Source organism: Pantoea sp. EKM10T (assembly GCF_011800685.1).
Lineage (GTDB): Bacteria > Pseudomonadota > Gammaproteobacteria > Enterobacterales > Enterobacteriaceae > Pantoea > Pantoea agglomerans.
This window is the reverse complement of the sequence record NZ_JAALEU010000006.1, coordinates 101,032-124,009: the sequence shown is the minus strand read 5'-3', so window position 1 is coordinate 124,009 and position 22,978 is coordinate 101,032. Positions and strand designations below refer to the sequence as shown.

The 22,978-nt window shown below is 57.0% G+C and carries 20 protein-coding genes; 10 read left to right on the top strand and 10 right to left on the bottom strand.

The genetic code is table 11. From position 1 onward, the window contains the following. Window positions 1-6 precede the first annotated feature (6 nt). From HFD95_RS13095 to HFD95_RS13085, 3 genes are all read left to right on the top strand, one after another. On the top strand, window positions 7-885 hold the full coding sequence (locus HFD95_RS13095) for a sugar phosphate isomerase/epimerase family protein (RefSeq protein ID WP_010252025.1): 879 nt from the start codon (window positions 7-9) through the stop codon (window positions 883-885). A 218-nt stretch (window positions 886-1,103) separates the two neighbouring features. Next, the gene (gene yghU / locus HFD95_RS13090; protein ID WP_022625250.1) at window positions 1,104-1,967 is read left to right on the top strand and encodes a glutathione-dependent disulfide-bond oxidoreductase; all 864 of its coding nucleotides are present in this window, start codon (window positions 1,104-1,106) and stop codon (window positions 1,965-1,967) included. A 10-nt stretch (window positions 1,968-1,977) separates the two neighbouring features. Continuing rightward, a complete protein-coding gene (locus HFD95_RS13085) occupies window positions 1,978-2,271 on the top strand; it encodes a DUF1330 domain-containing protein (protein WP_010252030.1) in 294 nt (97 codons plus the stop codon). Between the two features lie 30 nt (window positions 2,272-2,301). Here the strand turns inward: HFD95_RS13085 and HFD95_RS13080 are convergent, their stop codons facing one another. After that, entirely contained in the window at window positions 2,302-3,396 is a 1,095-nt protein-coding gene (locus HFD95_RS13080) for a YncE family protein (protein WP_159226722.1), read from the bottom strand. Window positions 3,397-3,597: 201 nt separating this feature from the next. Next, window positions 3,598-4,536 (bottom strand): LysR family transcriptional regulator, encoded by a 939-nt coding sequence (locus HFD95_RS13075; protein WP_167430332.1) that lies wholly within the window; start codon window positions 4,534-4,536, stop codon window positions 3,598-3,600. A 64-nt stretch (window positions 4,537-4,600) separates the two neighbouring features. Between HFD95_RS13075 and HFD95_RS13070 the strand changes: the two genes are divergently transcribed. Then, window positions 4,601-5,671: a tartrate dehydrogenase gene (locus HFD95_RS13070; protein WP_010672027.1), complete on the top strand. Its 1,071-nt coding sequence runs from the start codon at window positions 4,601-4,603 to the stop codon at window positions 5,669-5,671. A 1-nt stretch (window position 5,672) separates the two neighbouring features. On the opposite strand, the gene HFD95_RS13065 is transcribed toward HFD95_RS13070, so the two are convergent. The 4 genes from HFD95_RS13065 to HFD95_RS13050 form a co-directional block, all read right to left on the bottom strand. Further along, window positions 5,673-7,004, bottom strand: a complete 1,332-nt coding sequence (locus HFD95_RS13065; RefSeq protein ID WP_167430380.1) for a glycoside hydrolase family 28 protein — start codon at window positions 7,002-7,004, stop codon at window positions 5,673-5,675. A 103-nt stretch (window positions 7,005-7,107) separates the two neighbouring features. Next, on the bottom strand, window positions 7,108-7,923 hold the full coding sequence (locus HFD95_RS13060; protein ID WP_010252038.1) for a carbohydrate ABC transporter permease: 816 nt from the start codon (window positions 7,921-7,923) through the stop codon (window positions 7,108-7,110). Beyond that, window positions 7,923-8,795 (bottom strand): carbohydrate ABC transporter permease, encoded by an 873-nt coding sequence (locus HFD95_RS13055; RefSeq protein WP_010252041.1) that lies wholly within the window; start codon window positions 8,793-8,795, stop codon window positions 7,923-7,925. The genes HFD95_RS13060 and HFD95_RS13055 overlap by 1 nt, the downstream gene beginning before the upstream one ends. A gap of 57 nt (window positions 8,796-8,852) precedes the next feature. Continuing rightward, entirely contained in the window at window positions 8,853-10,184 is a 1,332-nt protein-coding gene (locus HFD95_RS13050; protein ID WP_010252044.1) for an extracellular solute-binding protein, read from the bottom strand. 550 nt (window positions 10,185-10,734) lie between these two features. Between HFD95_RS13050 and HFD95_RS13045 the strand changes: the two genes are divergently transcribed. Further along, on the top strand, window positions 10,735-11,334 hold the full coding sequence (locus HFD95_RS13045; RefSeq protein WP_064690592.1) for a GNAT family N-acetyltransferase: 600 nt from the start codon (window positions 10,735-10,737) through the stop codon (window positions 11,332-11,334). Window positions 11,335-11,346: 12 nt separating this feature from the next. Continuing rightward, complete coding sequence (locus HFD95_RS13040; RefSeq protein ID WP_157353499.1) at window positions 11,347-12,438, top strand: ABC transporter ATP-binding protein; 1,092 nt, start codon at window positions 11,347-11,349, stop codon at window positions 12,436-12,438. 57 nt (window positions 12,439-12,495) lie between these two features. Here HFD95_RS13040 and HFD95_RS13035 read toward each other — a convergent pair whose 3' ends face one another. After that, on the bottom strand, window positions 12,496-13,614 hold the full coding sequence (locus HFD95_RS13035) for an ROK family transcriptional regulator (protein ID WP_010252050.1): 1,119 nt from the start codon (window positions 13,612-13,614) through the stop codon (window positions 12,496-12,498). Between the two features lie 40 nt (window positions 13,615-13,654). Then, window positions 13,655-14,539 carry a BadF/BadG/BcrA/BcrD ATPase family protein gene (locus tag HFD95_RS13030; protein WP_061901843.1) on the bottom strand — a complete coding sequence of 295 codons (885 nt, stop codon included), beginning with the start codon at window positions 14,537-14,539 and terminating at the stop codon, window positions 13,655-13,657. A 270-nt stretch (window positions 14,540-14,809) separates the two neighbouring features. Here HFD95_RS13030 and HFD95_RS13025 point away from each other — a divergent pair, with 270 nt between their 5' ends. After that, window positions 14,810-15,967 (top strand): Gfo/Idh/MocA family protein, encoded by a 1,158-nt coding sequence (locus HFD95_RS13025; protein ID WP_010252054.1) that lies wholly within the window; start codon window positions 14,810-14,812, stop codon window positions 15,965-15,967. 215 nt (window positions 15,968-16,182) lie between these two features. Continuing rightward, a complete protein-coding gene (locus tag HFD95_RS13020; RefSeq protein WP_010252057.1) occupies window positions 16,183-16,392 on the top strand; it encodes a hypothetical protein in 210 nt (69 codons plus the stop codon). Window positions 16,393-16,715: 323 nt separating this feature from the next. Here the strand turns inward: HFD95_RS13020 and HFD95_RS13015 are convergent, their stop codons facing one another. Then, a complete protein-coding gene (locus HFD95_RS13015; protein WP_010252060.1) occupies window positions 16,716-17,957 on the bottom strand; it encodes an MFS transporter in 1,242 nt (413 codons plus the stop codon). 400 nt (window positions 17,958-18,357) lie between these two features. Here HFD95_RS13015 and HFD95_RS13010 point away from each other — a divergent pair, with 400 nt between their 5' ends. Next, window positions 18,358-18,957 carry a hypothetical protein gene (locus tag HFD95_RS13010; RefSeq protein ID WP_029519503.1) on the top strand — a complete coding sequence of 200 codons (600 nt, stop codon included), beginning with the start codon at window positions 18,358-18,360 and terminating at the stop codon, window positions 18,955-18,957. Between the two features lie 275 nt (window positions 18,958-19,232). Then, entirely contained in the window at window positions 19,233-21,623 is a 2,391-nt protein-coding gene (locus HFD95_RS13005) for a glucose/quinate/shikimate family membrane-bound PQQ-dependent dehydrogenase (RefSeq protein WP_010252065.1), read from the top strand. A gap of 55 nt (window positions 21,624-21,678) precedes the next feature. Here the strand turns inward: HFD95_RS13005 and HFD95_RS13000 are convergent, their stop codons facing one another. Further along, window positions 21,679-22,884: an MFS transporter gene (locus HFD95_RS13000; RefSeq protein WP_033759578.1), complete on the bottom strand. Its 1,206-nt coding sequence runs from the start codon at window positions 22,882-22,884 to the stop codon at window positions 21,679-21,681. Window positions 22,885-22,978: the final 94 nt, after the last annotated feature.

The following is a 22,978-nucleotide window of genomic DNA, read 5'->3' as shown; positions in this document are numbered from 1 at the left end:
AGAAAGATGAAAATCGCTTTTGATGTGGATGTGATTAAAGATTTAGGCATCACCCGTATGGTTCATCAGGTGGCCGACTGGGGATACAAATATATCGAACAGTCGCCGCATCCGCAGATCAACCCGTTTTATAAGCATCCTAAAGCCAGCCGTGAAATCATCACCGAGTATAAGAATGCGTTAAACGCCACCGGGCTGGAGATCTCCTCGTTTATTGTGGTCTATCGCTGGTCCGGCCCGGATGAGCTGCGTCGTCAGGCGGCGGTGAAGAACTGGAAGCGGATGATCGAGATCGCGGTTGAGATGGGTGTGCAGGTGATCAACACCGAACTCTCCGGCACGCCTAACGAGCCGGAAATCTGTGAAGAGATGTTCTATCGCTCCATGGAAGAGCTGCTGCCGATCATCGAACGTGAAGGCATCCGCGTCGAAATCCAGGCCCATCCGTGGGATTTCTGCGAAGAGAACAACGAAACTGTGGATATCGTGAAGTCGTTCCGCAGCGATAATGTGAAGTATATCTACAGCGCGCCACACACTTTCTTTTATGACAAAGGCAAAGGTGATGTGAAACCGATGCTGGAGTATGCCGGTGACGATCTGTCACACATGCTGATCGCCGACACCATGAACCATACAAAACACTGTCGCTACATCGTTAACCCGCCAGGGGTGGATGCCACCATTCACCAGCATGTCGGCGTGGGCGAAGGCGAAGTGGACTTCGACACCCTGTTCAAAACGCTGCGCGACACCGGCTTTGCCACCCGCAGTTATAAAGTCGGCGGTGAACCGATCATCGCGGCGTCTCTGTTTGGCTACCCGGAAAAGATGAAGGTTCAGGCGGTAGAAACCCGCGAACTGATTGAGCGTGAACTGCTGTAACCCTGCCTGCCGTGCAGTCGCTGCTGACTGCACGGCCACCTCCGCTCAGGATAACGAACCACCTGCCTGACACACTTTTATTCACTTTTCTCCAGTGCCGCTGCCCGCCTGACATCAGCCCCCTGCAGCACGGCCTTGCGCAGCCAGCAGAGTTAAACCCCCTTCGCAGCACCTGCTACACTCCAGACCAATACCACACCATAAGGCGAACTTTCATTATGTCGGAAAATGCATATCAGCCCGCAAAAGTCTGGACCTGGGACCCTGAAGCCAAAGGTAACGGCGCTAAAACTAATCGTCCGTTCGCTGGTCCCACCCATGAAAAAGCGTTGCCGGTCGGCAAGCATCCTTTACAGCTCTATTCGCTTGGCACGCCTAACGGCCAGAAGGTGACCATCCTGCTGGAAGAGCTGCTGGCGCTTAACGTCAACGATGCGGAATATGATGCCTGGCTGATCCGTATCGGCGAAGGCGATCAGTTCTCCAGCGGTTTTGTCGACGTAAACCCGAACTCGAAAATCCCGGCGCTGAGCGACCACTCGGCAACGCCGCCGATTCGGGTATTTGAATCGGGCAATATCCTGCTCTATCTTGCGGAGAAGTATGGCTACTTCCTGCCGAAAGATATCGCTGGCCGCACCGAAACCCTGAACTGGCTCTTCTGGTTACAGGGCTCAGCGCCTTACCTCGGCGGTGGTTTCGGTCATTTCTATCACTACGCGCCAGAAAAAATTGAGTACGCCATTAACCGCTTCACGCTGGAAGCGAAGCGTCAGCTCGACGTGCTGGATCGTCAGCTGGCAGATAACCGCTATCTGGCCGGTGATGACTACACCATCGCTGATATCGCTACCTGGCCGTGGTACGGCAACATGGTGCTGAATGACCAGTATGGCGGTGCCGAATTCCTGGATGTGCACTCCTATAAAAATGTGGTGCGCTGGGCGAAAGAGATCGCGCTGCGACCTGCTGTGATTCGTGGCCGCAAGGTCAACCGTGTCATGGGCGACCCGGCCGATCAGCTGCACGAGCGTCATGATGCCGCTGACTTCGATACCAAAACCCAGGATAAAAAAGCTTAAGGAGAGACCTGTGAGTGCATATGTTGTATTTATTCGTGATAACACCCTGAACCAGGACGAAATGGCGATCTATGCCGAGAAAGCGGGCGAGGCTCGCGGCGATCATCAGATCAATCCTCTCGCCTTTTATGGCGAACTGGAAACGCTGGAAGGGCAGGAAGCGGAAGGCGTGGTGATTCTGGAATTCGCGAGCCGCGAAGCCGCACATGCCTGGTATGACAGCCCGGAATATCAGGCTGCCAAAGCGCACCGTCTGAAAGGCGCGAACTATCGCGTGGTGCTGGTAGAAGGTGTGGCTAAGTAAAGATGCAGGCGGCAGCGATGCCGCCTTTTCTTATTGCAGTGTGATACGCGCCACGCCATCCAGCCCCTGACTGCTGTGATCGTCATTGAAGCCCTGCTTCAGGGTGACGAACAGGGTCTGCCCGTCCGGTGAGACCAGCAGACTGTTGGGGTGGCTATCAAATGACCAGCTGTTTTTCACCTCATAGGTGGTGCCATCCAGCTGCAGCACCTTCTTCGATTCGCGCTGGCTGATATAAATCTCATTGCGCTTGCCATTAAACTTAATCCCCAGTGAGTCGCCCGGATTCAGACGCTTAATGACCTTGCCGTTGCGCTCATCAAACACCAGCGTATTTTTCGCTTTTGAATTATCCGTCACAAACAGGCGACCGGTTGCCGGATCCTCGGCCATATTCAGGAACAGATACTCCTGCCCGTCACCCGCCGTCAGGCGCTGCTCGATTTTGTTATTGCGCGGATTGATCACCAGGATTTCCCCGCTGCCGTTCGCCGCATAAATCCGGTCGCTGACCGGCGAGAAGATGATACCTGTGACCCACTTCCCGGCATTTTTTATCCGGGTTTTCAGCGTCAGGGTTTTGGCATCAACCACCCAGATCACGCCCGGATCGCCCACGCCGCCGACATAGAGCAGCCCGTCATGCAGAAAGATTTCACGCGTGCCATAGGGCATGCCTTTCTCGTTTTTCTCGTCAAACATCAGGCGCTTCAGCACCTTACCGTTATCAGGATCGATTTTAGAGATACCGCCATCCAGCGTGTTGGTGGCGTAGAGTGCGCTGCCGTCAGGCGCGCTGATCAGACCAAAGTTTTTCAGATCGAAGTGTCCCGCGCCGGTGCTCTGCAGCGTGGAAGCATCAAGACGGTAGATCATGCCGCCGCTGATATCTTTAAATCCCTGCGCGCTGGCGACATAGAGGGCGTTTTTTGCTGGCAGATAGGCCATCTCATACAAACCTTCACCCAGCTCGCGCTGAATCAGGTTATCCGGGCTGGAGGGCTGCATCACCACCGGCGCGCTGGCATCCACTTTTTTCGCCGGCATCTGGCACGCCGTCAGGCTGAAGGTGGTCACCATCGCCAGTGTAAGTGCCGCTGTACGCGGACTGAACAACGCTTTCATACTTAACTCCCCTATCTGCCTGCTGCTCCCGGCTGGCCACAACGCAGAGGACAGGCTGGAAATAAAAAGAATAAGAATCATACGCAGCCGCTAAAACGCTGTAAACGCAGCGGCACGCTGACGCAACCGAATCAGCTTAATGCGGTATGTATATTGTCCGCAGGCGTCTGGCCGCACCAGAAACTGCCTTTAAAAGCCTGGCTAATCAACCGATTGCAGATTGCTCTGCAGAAACGCCACAAATGCGGTAATACGCGCCGGAAGCTGACGCTGCGCCTGCCAGACCGCAAAAATATCGCCATCCGGTGCCTGCCAGTCGGGTAACACCGGCAGCAGTTCGCCCGTCGCCAGACTGTGCTGCGCGTCCCACCAGGAACGCAGCAAGATGCCATGCCCATCCATCGCCAGCCGCATCGCCACTTCGCCATCGTTGGTGATAAGACTGCCGCGCACTTTCTGATTGATGCTCTGTTCGCCGCTGGTCAGTCGCCACAGGGTAAAATCGCTGTCGTGCTGGCGCAGTAAAATGCAGTTGTGTTGTGCCAGATCGCGCACTGTCTCCGGCAGACCGTGCCGGGCGGCATAGGCGGGTGAGCAGCAGAGAATGCGCGGATTGGTACGCAGTTTGCGCGCCACCAGCCGTGAGTCGGGCAGTTCTCCGACGCGGATATCAATATCCATGTGGGCATCAAGAAAATTAAGTGGCTGGCTGCTGAGCTGCAGCGACAGCGAGAGTTCCGGGTGCAGCGCGGCAAAAGCCGAGACGCAGGGCGCAATATGCCGACGGCCAAAGCCAAATGAGGCGTTGATGTTAAGTGTGCCGCGCAGCTGGGCGGTTTCGCCGCTGACCGCCTCTTCCAGCGCCGCCAGCTGATCCAGCAACGGACGCGCACCCGCCAGATAACGGCGCCCTTCCGGCGTCAGCTCCAGTCGTCGCGTGGTGCGGCGCAGGAGTTGCACACCAAGCCGCTGTTCCAGCTGGCTCAGACGTTTGCTGACCGCCGCCAGCGACAGTCCCAGTTCGCGCGCCGCCGCAGTCAGGCTATCCAGCGCAGCCAGGCGAACAAAGAAGGCTAAATCATCGGTGGAGGTGCGGGATTCTCTACTTTTATTCAACACTGGATTGCCTTTCAGGCTCATTATTTCCCCGTAAGCGACAGTTATACTGCGTACACAATTCGAACATCAACCGGAAAGGTACCCTGTGACTGACAAAATTCACTCTGTTGCCGTGATCCCTGGCGACGGCATCGGCAAAGAAGTGATGCCGGAAGGCGTCCGTGTAATGAATGCGGCCGCAGAGAAATTTAACATTCCGCTGCGCTGGGAGTGGTTCGATTACGCCAGTGCCGACTACTGGCAGCAGCATGGCAAAATGTTGCCTGACGACTGGTTTCCACAGCTGAAAGCCTTTGATGCGATCTATTTTGGCGCAGTCGGCTGGCCCGATGTGGTGCCCGACCACGTTTCACTGTGGGGCTCGCTGCTGCAGTTCCGCCGGGAGTTCGATCAATATGTGAATCTGCGTCCGGTGCGACTGATGCCAGGCGTCAAAGCGCCGCTGGCGAACCGTCAGCCCGGCGATATCGACTTCTATGTGGTACGCGAAAACACGGAGGGTGAATACTCCAGCGTCGGCGGCACCATGTTCCCCGGCACCGAACGTGAAGTGGTGATTCAGGAGACGGTGATGACGCGCACCGGCGTCGATCGCATCCTGAAGTTTGCCTATCAGCTGGCGCAGAGTCGGCCGAAGAAACACCTGACATCCGCCACCAAATCGAACGGTATTGCCATCACTATGCCCTACTGGGATAGTCGCGTTGAAGCCATGGCCGGTCAGTTCCCCGAGGTTCGCGTCGATAAGTATCACATCGATATTCTCACCGCTAACTTCGTGCTGCATCCGGACTGGTTTGATGTGGTGGTCGCCAGCAATCTGTTTGGCGATATCCTCTCCGATCTCGGCCCGGCCTGTACCGGCACCATCGGCATCGCCCCTTCGGCCAATATCAATCCGGAAGGCCTGTTCCCCAGCCTGTTTGAACCGGTTCACGGTTCTGCGCCCGATATCGCCGGTAAAGGCGTCGCCAATCCCATCGGACAGATCTGGTGTGGCGCGATGATGCTGGAGCACCTCGGCTACAAAGCGGCAGGTGATGCGGTGTTAGACGCGATTGAACGCACGCTGGCAGCGGGTGAGCACCTGACGCGCGATCTCGGCGGCAGCGCCAGCACCGAACAGCTCGGTATGGCCATCGCCGCCGCGCTGTGATTTAGTCCGGCAACTGCACCACGCACTCGGGGTGCCAGCCTGGCGGTAACGGTTCCGGCCGTACTATCGCCAGGCTGTGCAGTTGCAGGTTCTCCACCCCGCGTGCAAACAGGCCCGGCAGCCCGCCGGGATAGCGCTCTACGCCAAAAGCTTCGCCGGTTTTCGGGTCAAGTTTGTAGGCGTTATCCAGCCCCATGCCGGTCGGGGAGTCCGGATTACAGGGCGGCCGTACGTCATAGTGTCCCTGTGCAACCGGTGCCACGATCTGCCGCATTTGCAGCTGGCTGATGACCACATCGCGTATCCAGCCCGGTTCTGCGGCATGCAGGTTAATCGCCCCTTCCGCCACGCCCGTAACGTTACTGAACTGCACCTGCTCTACGATGCCGGGCGTAATGGCGGGATCGCGCCTGCGCACCGAAATATGCAGCGGATCGGCTTTTCCCCAGTGACAGAGCGGCGCATGGTGACAGGCAAAAGTCAGATTACTGAACAGCAGACGCCGCATCGCGCCGCCGTCACGCGACAGAATGCCAATGCCACGGTTGGAATCAAAAATGGTGCAGCCGGTCACCGTGACATCTTCCACATCATCCCAGGTTTCAGTGCCGATTTTAAAGGCGCAGCTGTAGCTACGCAGCAGGCAGTTGGTGATCATAATCTGCCGCGCCGGACGCCGCAGCGCGGCCGGTTTATGGGTGGTTTTGATGCAGATGGCATCATCGGCGGCACTGAGATAGCTATTGCTGACAAACACCGCTTCGCAGCTGTCGATATCGAGCGCATCGGTATTCGGCATGGTCATGGCATTGTCGATGGTGAGGTGGTCGATATGCACATGGCGACAGCTCACCAGATGCACCGTCCACATCGGCGCCTGCACGATGGTAAAAGCGGTCAGCGTTACCTGCTCACAATCTTCAAACACAATGATCCGCGGCCGGTCCGCACGCGGCAGGCGATAGCCCTGCTCGTCACGCTCAGCGGCAAACCAGGCTTCACCGTCACCGTCTATACGGCCGGTGCCGCTGATGGTGATATTGCGCTGGCCCAGCGCATAGAGCAGCACATTGTGGGACTTCTCAGCACAGCTCAGCGCCTGTACCGCCTGGTAATCAGCCAGCCGCTGACTGGCGATCAGCACCGCGCCCGCTTCAAGATGGAGTTCAAAATCAGAGGGCAGATTCAGGCAGCCGCTGCGATAACGCCCGGCAGGCAGGGTCAGACGGCCACCACCCGCCGCCGCAATCTGATCCATAGCGCGTTGCAGCACGGCCGTGTCCGGGGTTTCGCCATCGGCGACAGGGTGAAAATCAGCAAGGGAAAGGTGCATCATGCGTCTCCCGCAGGATTGAGGAGGAGGAATTGCAGCACGATACGGCGCGGCAAACCTTTGTCTGGCCGCCAGTGCGCCGTTTCGTGCGGGCTATCACAGATTACTTCACGGCCCCTTCGGTGACGCCGCTGATGAACTTGCGCTGGAAAATCAGGAACACCACGATCAGCGGCATAATCACAATCATCGCGCCCGCCATCAGCACCGGAATGTCGATGGTGTTTTTGTTCTGGAAAAACATCATGCCAATTGGCAGTGTGCGTAACTCATCCTTGTTGACCAGAATCAGCGGGATCAGGAACTCATTCCAGGTCCAGATAAACAGCAGCAGCCCCAGCGTTGAGAGGGTCGGCCAGATAGCGGGCACCAGAATGCCCCACAGAATTTTGACCCGCGATGCCCCATCCATTACCGCCGCTTCCACCAGTTCTTTCGGCACCTGCTGGAAAGCACTGGCGATCATCAGCGTGGTAAAGGGCAGCGACAGGGCAATTTGCGGCAGGATCAGCGCCAGATAGGTGTTGGTCAGCCCCATCCAGCGCAGCTCGTGATAGAGCGGAATGATAAAGGCTTCACTCGGCAATACCATCCCCAGCGCCAGCATCGCTCCGATGACTTTTTTACCAGGGATTTTCAGCCACGCGAAACCGAACCCGGCCAGAATGCCCAGCAGCACGCTGAACAGCACCACCGGAATCACCACCAGCACCGAGTTGAGGAAGTAGACGTTGAAGTGGCCCTGTTGCCACGCGGTCAGGTAGTTTTTGAAATTCAGCGAGGCGGGCAGCGTGAAGACCCCCTGAAACAGCTCCATCTGGGTTTTGAACGACGTCATCAGCGCCATCAGGAACGGCAGAATCGTCATCAGCGCCACGATCCAGATCAGCGCGCGTGAAATCACCGGCGTGCTTCGCATCAGTAACGCTCCTTTAAGGCCAGATGGATCAGATAGTTAATCCCTAAAACAATGACCATGCTGAACACCGCTACCGACGAGGCGTAGCCAAAGTAGTGCAGATCAAAGCCCTGCTTATACATAAAGATGTTGGTCACCATGGTGGAGGTGCCCGGGCCGCCCTGCGTCATCACATAGACCAGGTCAAAGGCTTTCAGACTGGCGATCACCGTCAGCAGCAGGGCAATCCGCAGCTCGGGTCGCAGGCCTGGCAGCGTAATGCGCATAAACTTCTGGCGACGCGACGAGCCATCGAGATCGGCCGCTTCCAGCAGTGACGGATCCATGCGCTGCAGGCCCGCCATAAACAGCACCAGACAGAAGCCGAAGAAGTACCAGGTGGCGACCAGACCCACGGCGGGCAGCGCCCAGGTAAAATCACCCAGCCAGGAGAGCGCCAGCTGGGGCAATCCGATTGCGCGTAATATCTGGTCGATCGGACCAAACGCCGGGTTATAGAGCCAGCGCCACACCACGCCCAGCACCGCCATCGGCATGATGTAGGGCAGGAAAAAGAGAATGCGCAGCACGCTGCGTTCGCTGTTGTTGCGCGTGTCATACAGAAAGCTGCAGAGCAGCAGGCCGACGCCAATCGGCAACAGGGTATAGAACAGCATCAGGATGGCGTTATTGCCCAGTGCAATCCAGAACACCGGATCGCTGAACATCCGCAGATAGTTGCTGACGCCGCTAAACACCGGCAGCGAGGTGCCGTCCCATTCGGTAAAACTGATGCCCAGCGAGGCCAGTAGCGGGAACAGCAGAAACACCGCATAGACCAGCACCGCAGGCAGAACATAGAGAAAATTACGCCAGCCACTTAAATTCAACATAACTCTACTCGTGGTTCAGAACGAGGCTCAGGCCCGGCTGTTCGCCGGGCCTCCGGCTTAATGCTTCAGTGTTTTCAGGTAACGCTGATAGTTGTTATCAAAATTAACTACCATCTGATCGGGTGTCTGACGGCCTGCCAGCAGCAGTTGAACGTTCTGATTCAGCTCGGCGTTCATGGTGGGTGTCGCCCAGTCCACGTAGTGACCTAAACCGTCGTAATCATTGAGCGTCAGCCAGACCTGATACGCCTCGGCCAGCAGCGGATTGTCCGCTGGCATTTTCGCCGCTTTGTTGGTGCTGGCAGGCAGGAAGCCCACCTTCAGCCAGCGGTTCGCCATGGCATCAGAGACCATATAGTTGATGAACTTCGCCGCACCTTCCTGCTGGTCTTTGCCTTTGGCAGTGCTGGTGATGGAGAACGCCAGATCGGTACCGCCCACCATCAGCGGTTGCTTCACGCCTTCACCGGCAGGCATCGCGGCAAAGTGAATATCTTTGTTGTCTTTAAACTGGCCGAGATACCAGGTGCCGCTGACCAGGAACGCAGCCTGGCCGTTCTGGAACAGCGTCGCCGCATCGTCGTGACCGATGCCCTGGAAGCCAGGGAAGAAGTACCCTTTGTCGGTCCAGCTCTTCATCATAGAGGCGGCATTGACCAGCTTGCTGTCTTTGAAGGTGCCGCCCACATCGTAAATCAGATTATCCAGCGTCTTGCGGTCGTGGCTCTCAATCTGCGCCTGCCACAGGGTGCTGAGCAGCTGCTGGCCCATGTTGCCATCCAGCAGACCGAGCATCATCGGTGCGGTGCCCTGCTGCTTCAGTTTCGCCATCGCGCTTTCCAGCTCAGCCAGCGTTTTCGGCACGGCAATACCTGCTTTATCCAGCAGCGCTTTGTTGTAATAGAGCCCGACCATCTCGCCCAGGCTGGCGACGCCATAGAGTTTGCCGCTGCCAAACTCGCCGCTGTCTGACCAGCGGTTACGTTTCAGAATCGAGTCCGGGAAGCGTGTGGTCCAGCCGTTGCTGGCGGCGTAGCTGTCGAGCGGCAGCAGCAGCTTATCTTTAACCAGCGAGCCCATATCGCCGCCGCCCTGGTTGACCTGAGCGATCTGCGGGCCATCACCGGCGGTCAGCGCCAGCTTCAGGGGAATACGGGTATCTTCAAAGGAGTGAACCGAGCGGTTAATCACAATGCCGGGATTCTGCTGGGAAAACTCTTTAATCCCTTCATCTACCGCGGCAGTCTGCTCCGGGTAGTTGTAGATATCCCACTCATTCAGGGTAACGGCGGCGTGGGCGGCATGCGAGACGCTGCCCGCCAGCAGGCCCGCTGCCAGCAGCCGACCCACATTGCGAATTCGGAACGAACGAACGGAGGAAACAGACATTATGCTCACCTTCTTCAGACCAGGATCGGCATCCTTTCATCTCACCGCCTGACATCCTGCAGGCTGCAGCCGCACACAAACGCACTCACTCATACTTACTTTAATAAAAAAATAAAGTCAAACAGCCTGCGCGGGGAATTGCAACGCTGTGAGCACGCGCAAATAAACAGCGACATGGCGTGAAATTCAGCACACTGCGCTGGCATTTACGCGATTAACCGTGGCGGTGCGTCGCCAGCTACTTTTTCTGCAGCAGGAGATGCCAGTGCAATCATTGCAAAATAACGTCCTGATAAAACATACGAAAATCCTATCACGCTCACACTTTTCCCCTTTCACTGGCCGTGAATCTGCTGCCAGCCGCCACGATCCGGGCGTGTTGGCGATCACAGTTGTGCATCCCGATGCCGGTAAACATTGCCGAAGCGCCCGTGTTAGTGAGATAAGGTAATTATTCTATCTTGAAAACTAAGTCCACTTTCATTAACGTAACTTTTATCTGCGGATCTGTTCAATCCCTGACCGATTCACTCACTCACGAGAATTCACCATGGCGAATCAAGGTGTCATTCGTCCGGCCACCCCGGCGGACTACCCGGCGCTCTACCGCATCTGCCTGGAAACAGCCGATGCAGGTGGCGATGCCCGCGCGCTCTATTCCGATCCTGACTATCCCGGCCAGCGTTTTGCTGTGCCTTATGCGCGTTTCGCGCCTGACTTTGCTTTTGTGCTGGAGCGGGACGGTGAGGTGCAGGGTTATGTGGTCGCCGCGCCCGATACCCGCGCGTTTGAAGCGCAGCTACAGGCCGAATGGTGGCCGCAGCTGCAGGAGAAATATCGTGATCGCAGCGCCAGCGCGCCGCTCGACAGCAAAGTGCTCGACGCAATACGCCATCCTGACCAGGCCGCTGACACGCTGGTGACGCAGTGGCCCGCTCATCTGCATATCAACCTGCTACCCCCGGCACAGAAAGGCGGCTGGGGTCGCCGGATGATTGAGCATGAGCTGGCGGCGCTGCGCGCTGCCGGTGTCACTGGTGTCCATCTTGGCGTCAGCCTGCAGAATGAGCAGGTCTGTGCCTTTTATCAGCGCATGGGGTTCACCCCAATCCTGCGCAGCAATGCCATCTACATGGGCCAGTTACTCTGAGTGAGGTAGCCGATGACCAGCCTGCGCTTGCAGAATGTGAAGAAGTCTTATGAACACGTTAATGTCATTCATGGCATCGATCTGACGATCAACAGCGGCGAATTTGTGGTGTTTGTCGGGCCATCCGGCTGCGGCAAATCGACACTGCTGCGGATGATCGCCGGGCTGGAGGAGATCAGCAGCGGTCAGTTGCTGATTGAGGAGCAGGACATGACGCAGCAGCCCGCCACCGAGCGCGGCATTGCTATGGTGTTTCAGTCTTATGCGCTCTACCCCAACATGACGGTGCGCGGCAACCTGGCCTATCCGCTTGAGGTAATGAAAAAGTCCAAAGCGGAGATCAACGAGGCGATTGCCCGGACGGCCGCCCGCCTGCATCTCACCGAACTGCTCGACCGCCTGCCGCGCGCGCTCTCTGGCGGACAACGGCAGCGCGTGGCGATTGGCCGGGCAATTATCCGTCATCCGCGTATCTTCCTGTTCGATGAGCCGCTCTCTAACCTCGATGCCGAGCTGCGTTTGCAGATGCGGATTGAGATTGCGCGGCTGCACGCCTCGCTCGGCAATACCATGATTTATGTCACCCACGATCAGCTGGAAGCGATGACGCTGGCTGACCGCATCGTCGTGCTGCGTCAGGGCCGCATTGAGCAGGTCGGCGCACCGCTGACGCTCTATCACGACCCGGATAACCTGTTTGTCGCCGGCTTTATCGGCTCGCCAAAAATGAACTTCCTGCGGGCGGAAATCAGCGCCACGGGCAAGGGTGAAGTGCAGCTGCGGGTGCCGGAACTGAAGATTGAGGGGCTGGTGCTGAAAATCGCCGCCGACTGCCGCGAGGGGCAAACCGTGACGCTGGGAATTCGTCCCGAGCATTTCCAGCCTGCCGCGCAGACGCCGGAGGCATTGCGCTTTCACGGCGAGCTGGCCTATGGCGAAATGCTGGGCCACACCAACTATCTCTACCTGGATATCGGGCGTGAAGAGATGCTGGTGGTGGAAGAGCGTGAAGCAACCACGCGCGATCTGGGAACCCAGGTTGAACTGGGCTTTTCTGCCGCACACTGCCTGCTGTTTGATGATCAGGGGATGCGCCTGCGCTAAGGGAAGCGCGGAAACAAAAACGGGCGCCGTGGCGCCCGTTTTTATTCGAGGGATAACTCAGGTAACCGGCTCTTCATCGGCCTGCGCCGCCAGCAGATCAAGCAGCCGGTTGACAGCAAAACCCGCCGCGCCCAGCGCCCACATGCGGTTCGATTCAGTCAGGAACTGCAGCGGCGTCATGTGCGGCGTCAGTTTAAGCCGGTAGGCCTGGAAGCTCTGGGTGATGTGATCGAGCAGAATGCGTGACGCCATGTGCGGCTCCATCGCCAGATAAACCACATCCGGATCGTAAGCCACCGACAGGTTCGCCAGTGAAATTCCCAGCTCGCGTCCTGCCTCTTCCAGCACCGCCAGCACCTCGGGTGTTGGCCGCTGATCCAGCGCCTGCAACGTGAGGCCTTCCACCGGTTCCTGCTCAGCAAGCCGTTGCAGAATGGCGCGCGATGAGGCGACATCTTCCAGCAGACGCAGTGAGCCGTCGCCCACCAGCCCGTTGCCAATCTCCCCCGCCTTGCCGTGACGACCGCGGTAGAGCTGACGATTCAGGATGATGCCCGCCCCGATCCCTTTGCCGTAGGTGGCGATCACCGCCGACTGCGCGTTGCCGAGCTGACCAAACACCAGCGCCGCCATTGCCATGGCGTTGGCGTCATTCTCGATAAACACCGGCAGCGAAAAACGCTCTTCCAGCAGGCGCGCAATCGGGACGTTGTCCCAGTCGAGCACTTTGGATCGGATACAGTAGCCGTTTTCGGCATCGACCAGTCCCGACAGGGCCAGGCCAATGGCGCCCACCCGCTTCTCCTCAACACCGCGCAGGAATTTCGCCAGCGCATCGCCGAGCTGGCGCGGCGTCAGCGTGCCTTTCGGCATCTGCTGCTCGCCCAGCAGATTGCCGCTGAGATCGGTCATGACGATCAGGTTGCGTTCCGCATTGAGCTGAATGCCAATCACGCTGGCGCGATCGGGATTGAGCCCAAGCAGCGTTTTTGGCCGCCCCATCGACACGCGACGCAGCCCCAGCTCCTGCACGATTTCCTGCGCCAGCAGGCGATTAGTCGCCTGCGACACGGTCGACATGCTCAGTCCGCTACGAACTTTCAGGTCTGACTGGCTGATCGGCGCATTTTCAACAATCAACCGCAGAATGCGCGCGGTTACGTTGGGAGCGGTCATAAATTCCTCGGGTTATCTGGCTGAGGATACTCAGCCAGCTTCAGATCGGTAATCGGGCAGGCGTCAGCTGCTGCGCCAGTATCAGCGCCCCGCTCAGGGCATCGCCCTGCGGCGTCACCAGCCGGGCCTGAATATCGTCATCCAGCCAGCGCTGAATCGGCGTGGCTAGTCCCCCCATCAGCGCCACGGGTCCGCTGCTCAGGGCAGTCAGACGGCGGACCATCAGGCCGATATCGGCTGCGGTCTGATGCAGCAGATCCTGTGCATGACCATCGCCCGCGTCGGCGGCCGCAAAAATCTGTGGCACCACGCGAGCCCAGTCTGCAGGCGTCGCTGAGCGCGTCCAGAGCAGCATGGTTTCCGGGCCGTGGTCGAACTGCGCCATCAGCTGCCGGGTAAGAGCGCTCGGGGTAATAATCGCTTCATGGGCCAGCAGCGCCAGCCGCAGCGCACGACGGCCCAGCTCAGCGCCCGATCCCTGGTCAGACAAGGCAAAGCCCCAGCCGCCAAGCAGCGTAAACTGTTCGCCATCCCACGCGGCTCCCTGACTGCCGGTGCCGATAATAAAGACGGCGCCAGGTGCGCCGCCATGGGCGCCCGCACAGGCGATCTCCACATCGCTGACCACCTGTAACGCCGCGCAGGCAGGTTGCCAGCTGGCGAGCCGCGCCTGTACCGAGGTGACGTTCGCACCGGCTAATCCGGCCACCAGCGCGGTTTGCGTCAGCGCCTCCGGGGCTAATCCCGCCTGTGACAATACCCGTTCGATCAGCTGCCCGACGCAGGTCAGTGCCGCGTCATAGTCTGACCAGACGTTGGCAGGCCCGCCGGTGGCTTCAGCCAGGATGCGACCCTGCAGGTCGGTTAACCGCGCGCGACACTGTGTACCGCCGCCATCAATGCCCAGAAGATAGTGTGGTTGCACGCGCTTCCTTCCCTGATTAAGGGTTATAGCCATAATGAGCGAACGATAGGATAAAAAAACTTAAATCGCAATAACAAATAAATATAGCAAAATCATATCTGAATTTTCTTGTTATTTTACATCATCATAACAAAAAACCCCTCGCAAAACGCGCAGTGCGTTATTGACATTAGTTTTTCTGTCGTAATAAGTTGGTGGTCAGATTATCAACAGGCGCGCCCGATCACAGGCGGGCTATGCATCATGCGATTTCAGGAGCAGGGGTTTAACATGAAAGTAGGCATTATCGGTCTCGGCTTTCGACTGTCCCACGTGATCAAAGAGTTCAGCAAAGCCGACGACGCCTTCTCGGTAGTGGGTTATTACGATCCGGCACCCGCCGGACTGCCTAATCTGCACAGCTTTGGTATCGCGCCCGGCCAGGCCTTTGCGTCAATCGATGCTCTGCTGGAACATGGCGGAATGGATGTCGTGCTGGTTGGCTCACCCAACTTCCTGCATCTGGAGCATGTGGGTCAGGCGCTGGCGGCGGGTTACACGGTGTTTACCGAAAAGCCGGTGGTGATCAATGAAGAGCAGACCATGGAGATGGCGAAGCTGGTGCGTCAGTATGGCGAAGCGCGCATTCTGGTCGGCCTGGTACTGCGCTATTCCCCGCTCTATCATGATTTGCTGGCGGCACGCGATGCGGGTCAGTTGGGTGAGATCACCTCGATTGAGGCGACAGAACATATCAAGCCTTATCACGGCGCATTCTTTCAGCGCGACTGGCGCCGTCTGGAGAAATATGCCGGCCCGTACATTCTGGAAAAATGCTGTCACGACATCGATCTCTATCAGGGCCTGTTGCAGGAGCGCCCGATCCGCGTCGCCAGCTTTGGTGGCCGGAAATCCTTTACTCCCGCTCATGCGCCGCAGGGAGCTATCACCGCTGACTCAGAACTTTATCACGTGAAGCCCAGCGGCTGGTCGAGCACCGATGCGGTGTTCGACAGCGATGCCGATATTGTCGACTACCAGACTGCCCTGATTGAGTACGAAGGCGGCGCGACGCTGGCCTTCCACGCCAATCTGAATGTGCCGGATGAGTTCCGCCGTTTCTGTGTCATGGGCACCGACGGCATGGCGGAAGGCGACTTCGTGCGCAACTACTTCCGCGTACACAACGCGCGCAGCGGCGAGAAAGAGGTCGATACCGCCTACAGCGGCAATGCGTATGATGGCCATTACGGCGCAGATGCGTTGATGGCTGAAGAGATCGTTAAACATATTAAACAGGGAACACCGCTGAAAGTTTCAGTAGTGGACGCGCTGGAAGCGGGCCTCACGGCAATTAAAATCGATGAGGCTCGTAAAACCCGCAGCGTAGTGGACATGCGTGAAAGCTGGCTAACATTTGACGCCAACCTGGGAAAAACCGGGGCCTGATGGCCCCAGCCTGCGGGTCGGCCTCCCCCTCTGACCCCAGGATTTTAATGGCAGTATGACTGGTAACTTCCTGTACTGGCCTTCGGGCCAGTGACAATATTGAGGTTGAGCTGGCTCGGGAAACCGTTGCCAGCGACAACTCAACCGCCCCTTCTCCAGCCCTCTTCTCCGAAGGCGTATTTGATTAAATGGCCCCCTGCTGGAGGCAGCGCTTAATGAAGGTTTTTTTCATTCCGGGCGCAGACCGAGGGGCGCTGGCAGTGAAGGTACTCATACAGCAGCAGCATTCCTACCGGGTTATCCTCCAGATTTTCGAAATCAACGTGAGTTTTTTCCAGAAGATATTTTCTCAGGGCGCTAACCGGGATGTTTTTATGGGAAGCCAGCGCCCGGCACAGCTGCGCCACGATCTCGCACTTTACTGAATACGGCACATCAGGATTATAAATTTCCGGAATGGAGTGAGTCTGATTCATAACGGAACCCTCTATAAGCGCTTAAGCTGACTGAGGAGGCCACAGGCCTGCCGATGAGAGATAAGTTATAGCAAGGAACGCGTTTTCGTGTAAATCAGGAACGTTTTGAAAGGCGTTCCGGAGCTTTGCGTTCGTCCGGTTTGCGTCTCAGTCAGAGGCAACTTACATACTCACAGCGAATGGATGGCGCTTTTGCGTCTTTGCGCAAGGCATAGGCTCCCTGAGACTGCACTCAATTCTACAACCGCATCTGCCTCACCAACCTCGGTTGTTCAAACCGGATCCACCTCATTCTCCAGCTTCTGACGCCGTCGCAGATGCGGAAACAACTTCATCCAAAGCGCCACCACTACCAGCGTACCGATGCCGCCAATCGCCGCCGCCGGTGCCGCACCCATCCAGGCAGCCAGCAACCCCGACTCAAACTCGCCCAGTTGATTCGACGTATTAATGAAAATCGCGTTAACCGCATTCACCCGACCGCGCATGGTGTCCGGCGTATCCAGCTGCACCAGCGCACCCCGGATCACCATACTCACCATATCAAAGCCACCCAGCGCACAGAGCGCCACTAGCGACAGCCACAATTGCGTGGAAAGCGCGAACACCAGCGTGGCAACGCCAAAGCCCGCCACCGAGCCAAACATAATCATCCCGACATGCTTCTCCAGCTTGTGGCGGCTCAGCCAGATGCCCACCAGCAATGCTCCTACCGACGGCGCCCCGCGCAACATCCCCAACCCCCAGGGCCCGGTATGCAGAATATCTTTGGCAAAAATCGGCAGCAGCGCCGTTGCACCGCCCAAAAGCACCGCAAACAGATCGAGCGAAATTACCCCAAGTACATCTTTACGCTCACGGATAAAGTGAATCCCGGCAAACAGATTCTTCATATTCATCGGCAGACGAGCCTGCACCGGGCGTTCATAACGCAGCAGACTCACCAGCGTCAGCGAAACCAGATAAAATAGCCCGGAAACGCCATACACCACATGCGGCCCGGCGACATAAAGCAGCCCGCCAATCGTCGGCCCAACGATAACCGCTGCCTGACCGCCCACGGAGTTCATCGCCATCGCACGCGCCAGAATCGAAGGCGGCACCAGCGACGGCAGCATCGAAGACATCGCAGGCCACTCCAGCGCTTTCGCCACTGCAATCATAAACACCAGCCCCCACAAGGCGGTCTTATCGGGGGTATGGAATAAGGTAAGCACCACTAATGCCAGCAGTGCGGCAAATTCCACCAGCTGACCCAACAGCACGATCCGCCGCCGGTCATATTGATCCGCCAGATGACCCGCTGGCAGCGCCAGCAACACCGACGGCAGAAACTGCATTAAGCCAATCATCCCTAACGCCATTGCGCTGTTGGTCAGCGCATAGATCTGCCAGCTGATTGCGACCGAGAACATCTGAAAACCAAATGATGAGCAGGTACGCGCCACCCAGAAGGCGACAAATGTCCGATGTCGCCACAGCGACTCTTCCGCCGCCGATGCCATAAATCCCATGTCTTATCCCAAATCAGGTGAGGAAACCCGCGTCGTTGCGCGGTGTTATTGGTGTGGTGATTGTCGGCTTCACGATAGCAGACCGGATGCGAGCAGAAGGCCTGCGGCTCCAGCGCAGCCTCCCTGCGCGATAAGCAGCGTCCCTGTCCGGCCGAGGCGCGTCAGACCCCTCATGATTATTACCAGCCTATTGGTCCCGACTATTGAATATATTCCAGCACATCATCAGACGCCAAAGGAATTATCGTTTCTTTGCTAACAGGTTTATTTACTTTCTCAGGCAACAAAAGGATGATTTGGATTAAGCATGTGATCTATATTTATTCACGCGTTTAGAAAAATGCGACTTTTTATATGCTTAATTAACAACAAATCCTTTCTATTGAATTTCATAGAGATAATGAAAAACAGTTTATATAACCCCTATGTTACTGAACCAATCCATCACGTTAAGCGTAATGTCACTGGCATTTGCTATAGCGTGCCTTATCTTCAGCAAAACCAGGATAGCGGCAATATACTTAATACAAACAACATTATTTCATTACACAATCAAATTGCTACTGAAGCAGCATTAATGGTTGTGCCGGTGGAAGATATTCGATTACGGGGAATGATCGCGGTTCCGGATGCCTATACGCATTTACAAAATGCGCGTGTCCGGATTGGAATTAATTATTCCAGTCTGGCAGCACACAGTACGTCACTGCTTGAATTAACAAAGAAATTTGATTTCTGGCTTTATGATTTTGCGCCGCCGGGTGCAGACTGGCGACTGCTGGAATCATTTCCTTTTTCAGGAATTGTTTTAACCGAATCTTTCTTTAATGATAATTATGAGAAGTTTACCTTTCCCTTTTTTATGGCGACGTTTCGTGAAAAAGGGGCAGAGGTAATCGTACGAAGTCATACGCCGCCCTTAACCGCTGAGCAGTTTGCTGAGATAAATATCAGCGGCTGGCAACAGCAACGCTCGGACGGCGATCTTATTAGCTGCTGATTCACAAATCCTGCCTTCCGGCGTTAAGGGCACACGGCGGTGCGCTTAACGTCCTTTAATCCCCCATAAAATGTCGTTTTATTCCAGTTGTTAAGCGGTTTAAGCCAAAAAAATCAAACCTCGATCTGATTTTGCTATAACATTTAACACAAAGGGATCGTCTGTCTTAACGGAAGAGATACTTCAGAACACCCTAATCATTTGTACTTGATAACTGGAAACAGCCTATCTGGTTGTTTTCGTGTGTTTTATGGCAACGAAACGAGGTCGATATTATGGGGAAAAACTCCTCATCTTTTGGCGTAATTCGTTTCCTGACGGTGCTGTTCGCAGTGCTGACGGGCGCGTTTATGCTGATTGGCGGTGGCTGGTTAGCCGCCATTGGTGGTTCCTGGTATTACGTTTTTGGCGGTGTGGTGATGCTTATCACCGCTTATCTGCTTTCCCGTCGTAAAAGCACTGCGCTGGTTCTCTATGCGTTGCTGCTGATCGGCACCCTGATCTGGGGTGTATGGGAAGTGGGCACCGACTTCTGGGCACTGGCACCACGCACCGATGTGCTGGTGATCTTCGGTGTCTGGCTGATCCTGCCGTTTGTCTATCGCAGCTTCAATGCGGGCAGCAAAGCCGCGCTGGGTACCATGGCTGTGGCGCTGATTGCCAGTGCCATTGTGCTGGCCTATGCGGTATTCAACGATCCGCAGGTCATCAACGGGTCAGTACCAGAAACCGCTGACAACGCCCCGCAGGCTGCGCCGCTGAGCAACATCCCGGACGCTGACTGGCCCGCTTATGCACGTGATCAGCAGGGAACCCGTTTCTCTCCGCTGAAGCAGATTAATCATCAGAACGTGAAAGAGTTGCAGGTTGCCTGGCAGTTCCAGACTGGCGACATGAAAACCCCTAACGATCCGGGTGAAATTACCGACGAAGTCACGCCGATTAAAATCCGCGACACGCTTTATCTCTGTTCGCCACACCAGATCCTGTTTGCACTGGATGCGGCCACCGGTAAGCAGAAGTGGAAATTTGATCCGGGCATGAAGGTCAACCCGACCTTCCAGCACGTGACCTGTCGCGGTGTTTCTTACCACGAAGTGCCGGCAGCCGCCGATGCAGCGAACACTCAGCCTGCGCTGTGTTCACGTCGTATCTATCTGCCGGTCAACGATGGTCGTCTGTTTGCACTGGACGCAGAGACCGGCGAACGCTGCCCGGCATTTGGCGTCAACGGCGAGCTGGATCTGCAACACAAACAGCCTGTCACCACTGCGGGTCAGTATGAGCCGACCTCACCGCCGGTGATTACTAACACCACCATCGTGATGGCGGGTGCGGTTACCGATAACTACTCAACCCGCGAGCCGTCAGGCGTGATTCGTGGCTTTGATGTGAATACCGGCAAACTGCTGTGGGTATTTGATCCAGGCGCAAAAGATCCTAATGCCATTCCGGCTGATGAACACACCTTCACCATGAACTCTCCGAACTCATGGGCACCGGCAGTTTACGATCCGAAACTGGATACCGTTTACCTGCCGATGGGCGTGAGCACCCCGGATATCTGGGGCGGTAACCGCACACCAGAGCAGGAGCGTTATGCGAGCAGCGTGCTGGCCCTGAACGCCACCACCGGTAAGCTGGTCTGGTCTTATCAGACTGTGCATCACGATCTGTGGGATATGGACCTGCCGTCGCAGCCGACGCTGGCTGACATCACCGACAAAGATGGCAACACCGTACCGGTTGTCTACGCGCCAGCGAAAACCGGCAACATCTTTGTACTGGATCGCCGTACCGGCAAGCCAGTCGTGCCTGCGCCGGAAACGCCAGTGCCACAGGGTGCTGCTAAAGGCGATCACGTTGCCGCCACTCAGCCCTACTCTGAGCTGACCTTCCGTCCGAAACAGAATCTCACGGACAAGGATATGTGGGGCGCGACGATGTTTGACCAGCTGGTGTGCCGCGTGATCTTCAAGCGCCTGCGCTATGAAGGTCCGTTCACTCCGCCATCTGAGCAGGGTACGCTGGTGTTCCCGGGTAACCTCGGTATGTTCGAATGGGGCGGCATCGCAGTCGATCCTCATCGTCAGATCGCGATTGCTAACCCAATGGCGCTGCCGTTTGTCTCTAAGCTGATTCCACGTGGCCCAGGCAACCCGATTGAGCCGCCGAAAGGCGCTGAAGGTGGTTCAGGTACTGAAACCGGTATTCAGCCTCAGTATGGCGTGCCGTATGGCGTCGAGCTGAACCCGTTCCTGTCACCGTTTGGTCTGCCATGCAAACAGCCTGCCTGGGGTTACATCTCCGCGGTGGATCTGAAGACCAACAACGTGGTGTGGAAACAGCGTATCGGTACCGTTCGCGATAGCGCACCGGTTCCGCTGCCGTTCAAAATGGGTATGCCGATGCTGGGTGGTCCTATCACCACCGCAGGTAAGGTGTTCTTCATTGGTGCGACCGCAGATAACTACCTGCGTGCTTTCAGCACTGATACCGGCGAACTGTTATGGCAGGCACGTCTGCCAGCAGGCGGCCAGGCGACACCAATGACCTATGAAGTGGATGGCAAGCAGTACGTTGTCATCGCGGCAGGGGGTCACGGCTCGTTTGGTACCAGGCTGGGCGATTATGTGATTGCCTACGCGCTGCCAGACCAGAAGTAATTCACGCAGCTGTGAATAAACTAAGGCGGACTCCGGTCCGCCTTTTTTGATCGCACTACTTTTTCATGCCACGCCAGTTGAGCCAGGCGCAAAACAGCATCACCACGCAGGTTGCCAGAAACACCGGCCGCATCCCGAATGCACCGCCCACCAGTCCACCGAACAGCGGGCCGCTGACCTGGCCGATATATTGTGCCGATGTCGAATATCCCAGCATCCGCCCAACCTGTGAACCCGGCACGTTATGACGAATAATCGCCGTGATGCACGGCATCAACCCGCCCAGCGCCATCCCCATAAGAAAACGCAGCAGCACCAGTTGCCAGGCCGCCGTGATAAATGCCTGGGGTATCAGCAGCAGCCCGCTAACGACTAAACCGCCGGTCAGCACCCGCCAGTGCCCTACCCGATCGGCCAGCCGACCCAGTCGTGGTGCCGCCAGGACCGTGCCCAGCGCCGCCGCGGACATCACCAGTCCGGCGATCAGGGTGATCTGGTGGTCGCCCTGCACAAACTCGCCCACGTAAAGCGTAATAATCGGCTCAATCGACATGCTGGCGAAGATCAGCAACATGCCAGAGAGCCACATCAGCCGTATCAGGCTGTGATTAACCGGCCCGGCTTCAGAATGCGGTTGCTGGCTGGCGCGCGATGTCGCGGGAGCACGTGGCTGCTCTTTGAGTAAAAAGGTGGTGGCGAGGAAGGCGAGAAAAATCACGGCGCCGGTCAGCCAGAAAGTCTGACGAATCCCGATCAGTGGCGGTAGCACACCGCCCAGCAGCGGTCCGACCACGTTGCCGGCCATAATGCCAGAAGACAACACCCCCAGCGCCCAGCCGGTCTGCGCTTTCGGCGTTTGCGCCGCCACCAGAATGGTCGATCCCGATGCGTAGCCGCCCAGCAGCCCCGCCAGCAGGCGCAGCGCCACCAGTTGCCACGGCGCGGTCGCCATGCCAATCAGCGACATCGCAATCGCCATCCCGAGACTGGCCCGAATCAGCATCAGCTTACGACCATAGCGGTCAGCCAGCCTGCCCCACAACGGCGCAGTCAGTGCGGCGCTGAAAAAGGTCGCGCCGTAGGCAAGGCCGGACCAGCGGGCGATAGCGGCGGGCTGCTCAACGCCGAGTTGCTGCACATAGAGCGGCAGAAACGGCAGCAGCAGCGTCATCGCCACGATAGTGGTAAAAGAGCCGACGACGCAGACCCCTAAGTTACGTCGCCAGTGCTGAAACTCTGCAGTTTCGGGTGACTGTTGCATGATGATATCCGGTGAGTAATCAGGGATACAGGCTAACCGGCGTAGCGGAGTAACAACAGTCGCGGCGGGATAGTTACTCTGTGGCGCTGATTGT

What these genes read in the sequence shown, in the direction of transcription:
- HFD95_RS13095 (WP_010252025.1), top strand. Translation starts at nt 7, where the DNA reads ATGAAAATCGCTTTTGATGTGGATGTGATTAAAGATTTAGGCATCACC.
- yghU (WP_022625250.1), top strand. Translation starts at nt 1,104, where the DNA reads ATGTCGGAAAATGCATATCAGCCCGCAAAAGTCTGGACCTGGGACCCT.
- HFD95_RS13080 (WP_159226722.1), bottom strand. Translation starts at nt 3,396, where the DNA reads ATGAAAGCGTTGTTCAGTCCGCGTACAGCGGCACTTACACTGGCGATG.
- HFD95_RS13075 (WP_167430332.1), bottom strand. Translation starts at nt 4,536, where the DNA reads ATGAGCCTGAAAGGCAATCCAGTGTTGAATAAAAGTAGAGAATCCCGC.
- HFD95_RS13065 (WP_167430380.1), bottom strand. Translation starts at nt 7,004, where the DNA reads ATGCACCTTTCCCTTGCTGATTTTCACCCTGTCGCCGATGGCGAAACC.
- HFD95_RS13060 (WP_010252038.1), bottom strand. Translation starts at nt 7,923, where the DNA reads ATGCGAAGCACGCCGGTGATTTCACGCGCGCTGATCTGGATCGTGGCG.
- HFD95_RS13055 (WP_010252041.1), bottom strand. Translation starts at nt 8,795, where the DNA reads ATGTTGAATTTAAGTGGCTGGCGTAATTTTCTCTATGTTCTGCCTGCG.
- HFD95_RS13050 (WP_010252044.1), bottom strand. Translation starts at nt 10,184, where the DNA reads ATGTCTGTTTCCTCCGTTCGTTCGTTCCGAATTCGCAATGTGGGTCGG.
- HFD95_RS13045 (WP_064690592.1), top strand. Translation starts at nt 10,735, where the DNA reads ATGGCGAATCAAGGTGTCATTCGTCCGGCCACCCCGGCGGACTACCCG.
- HFD95_RS13040 (WP_157353499.1), top strand. Translation starts at nt 11,347, where the DNA reads ATGACCAGCCTGCGCTTGCAGAATGTGAAGAAGTCTTATGAACACGTT.
- HFD95_RS13035 (WP_010252050.1), bottom strand. Translation starts at nt 13,614, where the DNA reads ATGACCGCTCCCAACGTAACCGCGCGCATTCTGCGGTTGATTGTTGAA.
- HFD95_RS13025 (WP_010252054.1), top strand. Translation starts at nt 14,810, where the DNA reads ATGAAAGTAGGCATTATCGGTCTCGGCTTTCGACTGTCCCACGTGATC.
- HFD95_RS13020 (WP_010252057.1), top strand. Translation starts at nt 16,183, where the DNA reads ATGAAGGTTTTTTTCATTCCGGGCGCAGACCGAGGGGCGCTGGCAGTG.
- HFD95_RS13015 (WP_010252060.1), bottom strand. Translation starts at nt 17,957, where the DNA reads ATGGGATTTATGGCATCGGCGGCGGAAGAGTCGCTGTGGCGACATCGG.
- HFD95_RS13010 (WP_029519503.1), top strand. Translation starts at nt 18,358, where the DNA reads ATGAAAAACAGTTTATATAACCCCTATGTTACTGAACCAATCCATCAC.
- HFD95_RS13005 (WP_010252065.1), top strand. Translation starts at nt 19,233, where the DNA reads ATGGGGAAAAACTCCTCATCTTTTGGCGTAATTCGTTTCCTGACGGTG.
- HFD95_RS13000 (WP_033759578.1), bottom strand. Translation starts at nt 22,884, where the DNA reads ATGCAACAGTCACCCGAAACTGCAGAGTTTCAGCACTGGCGACGTAAC.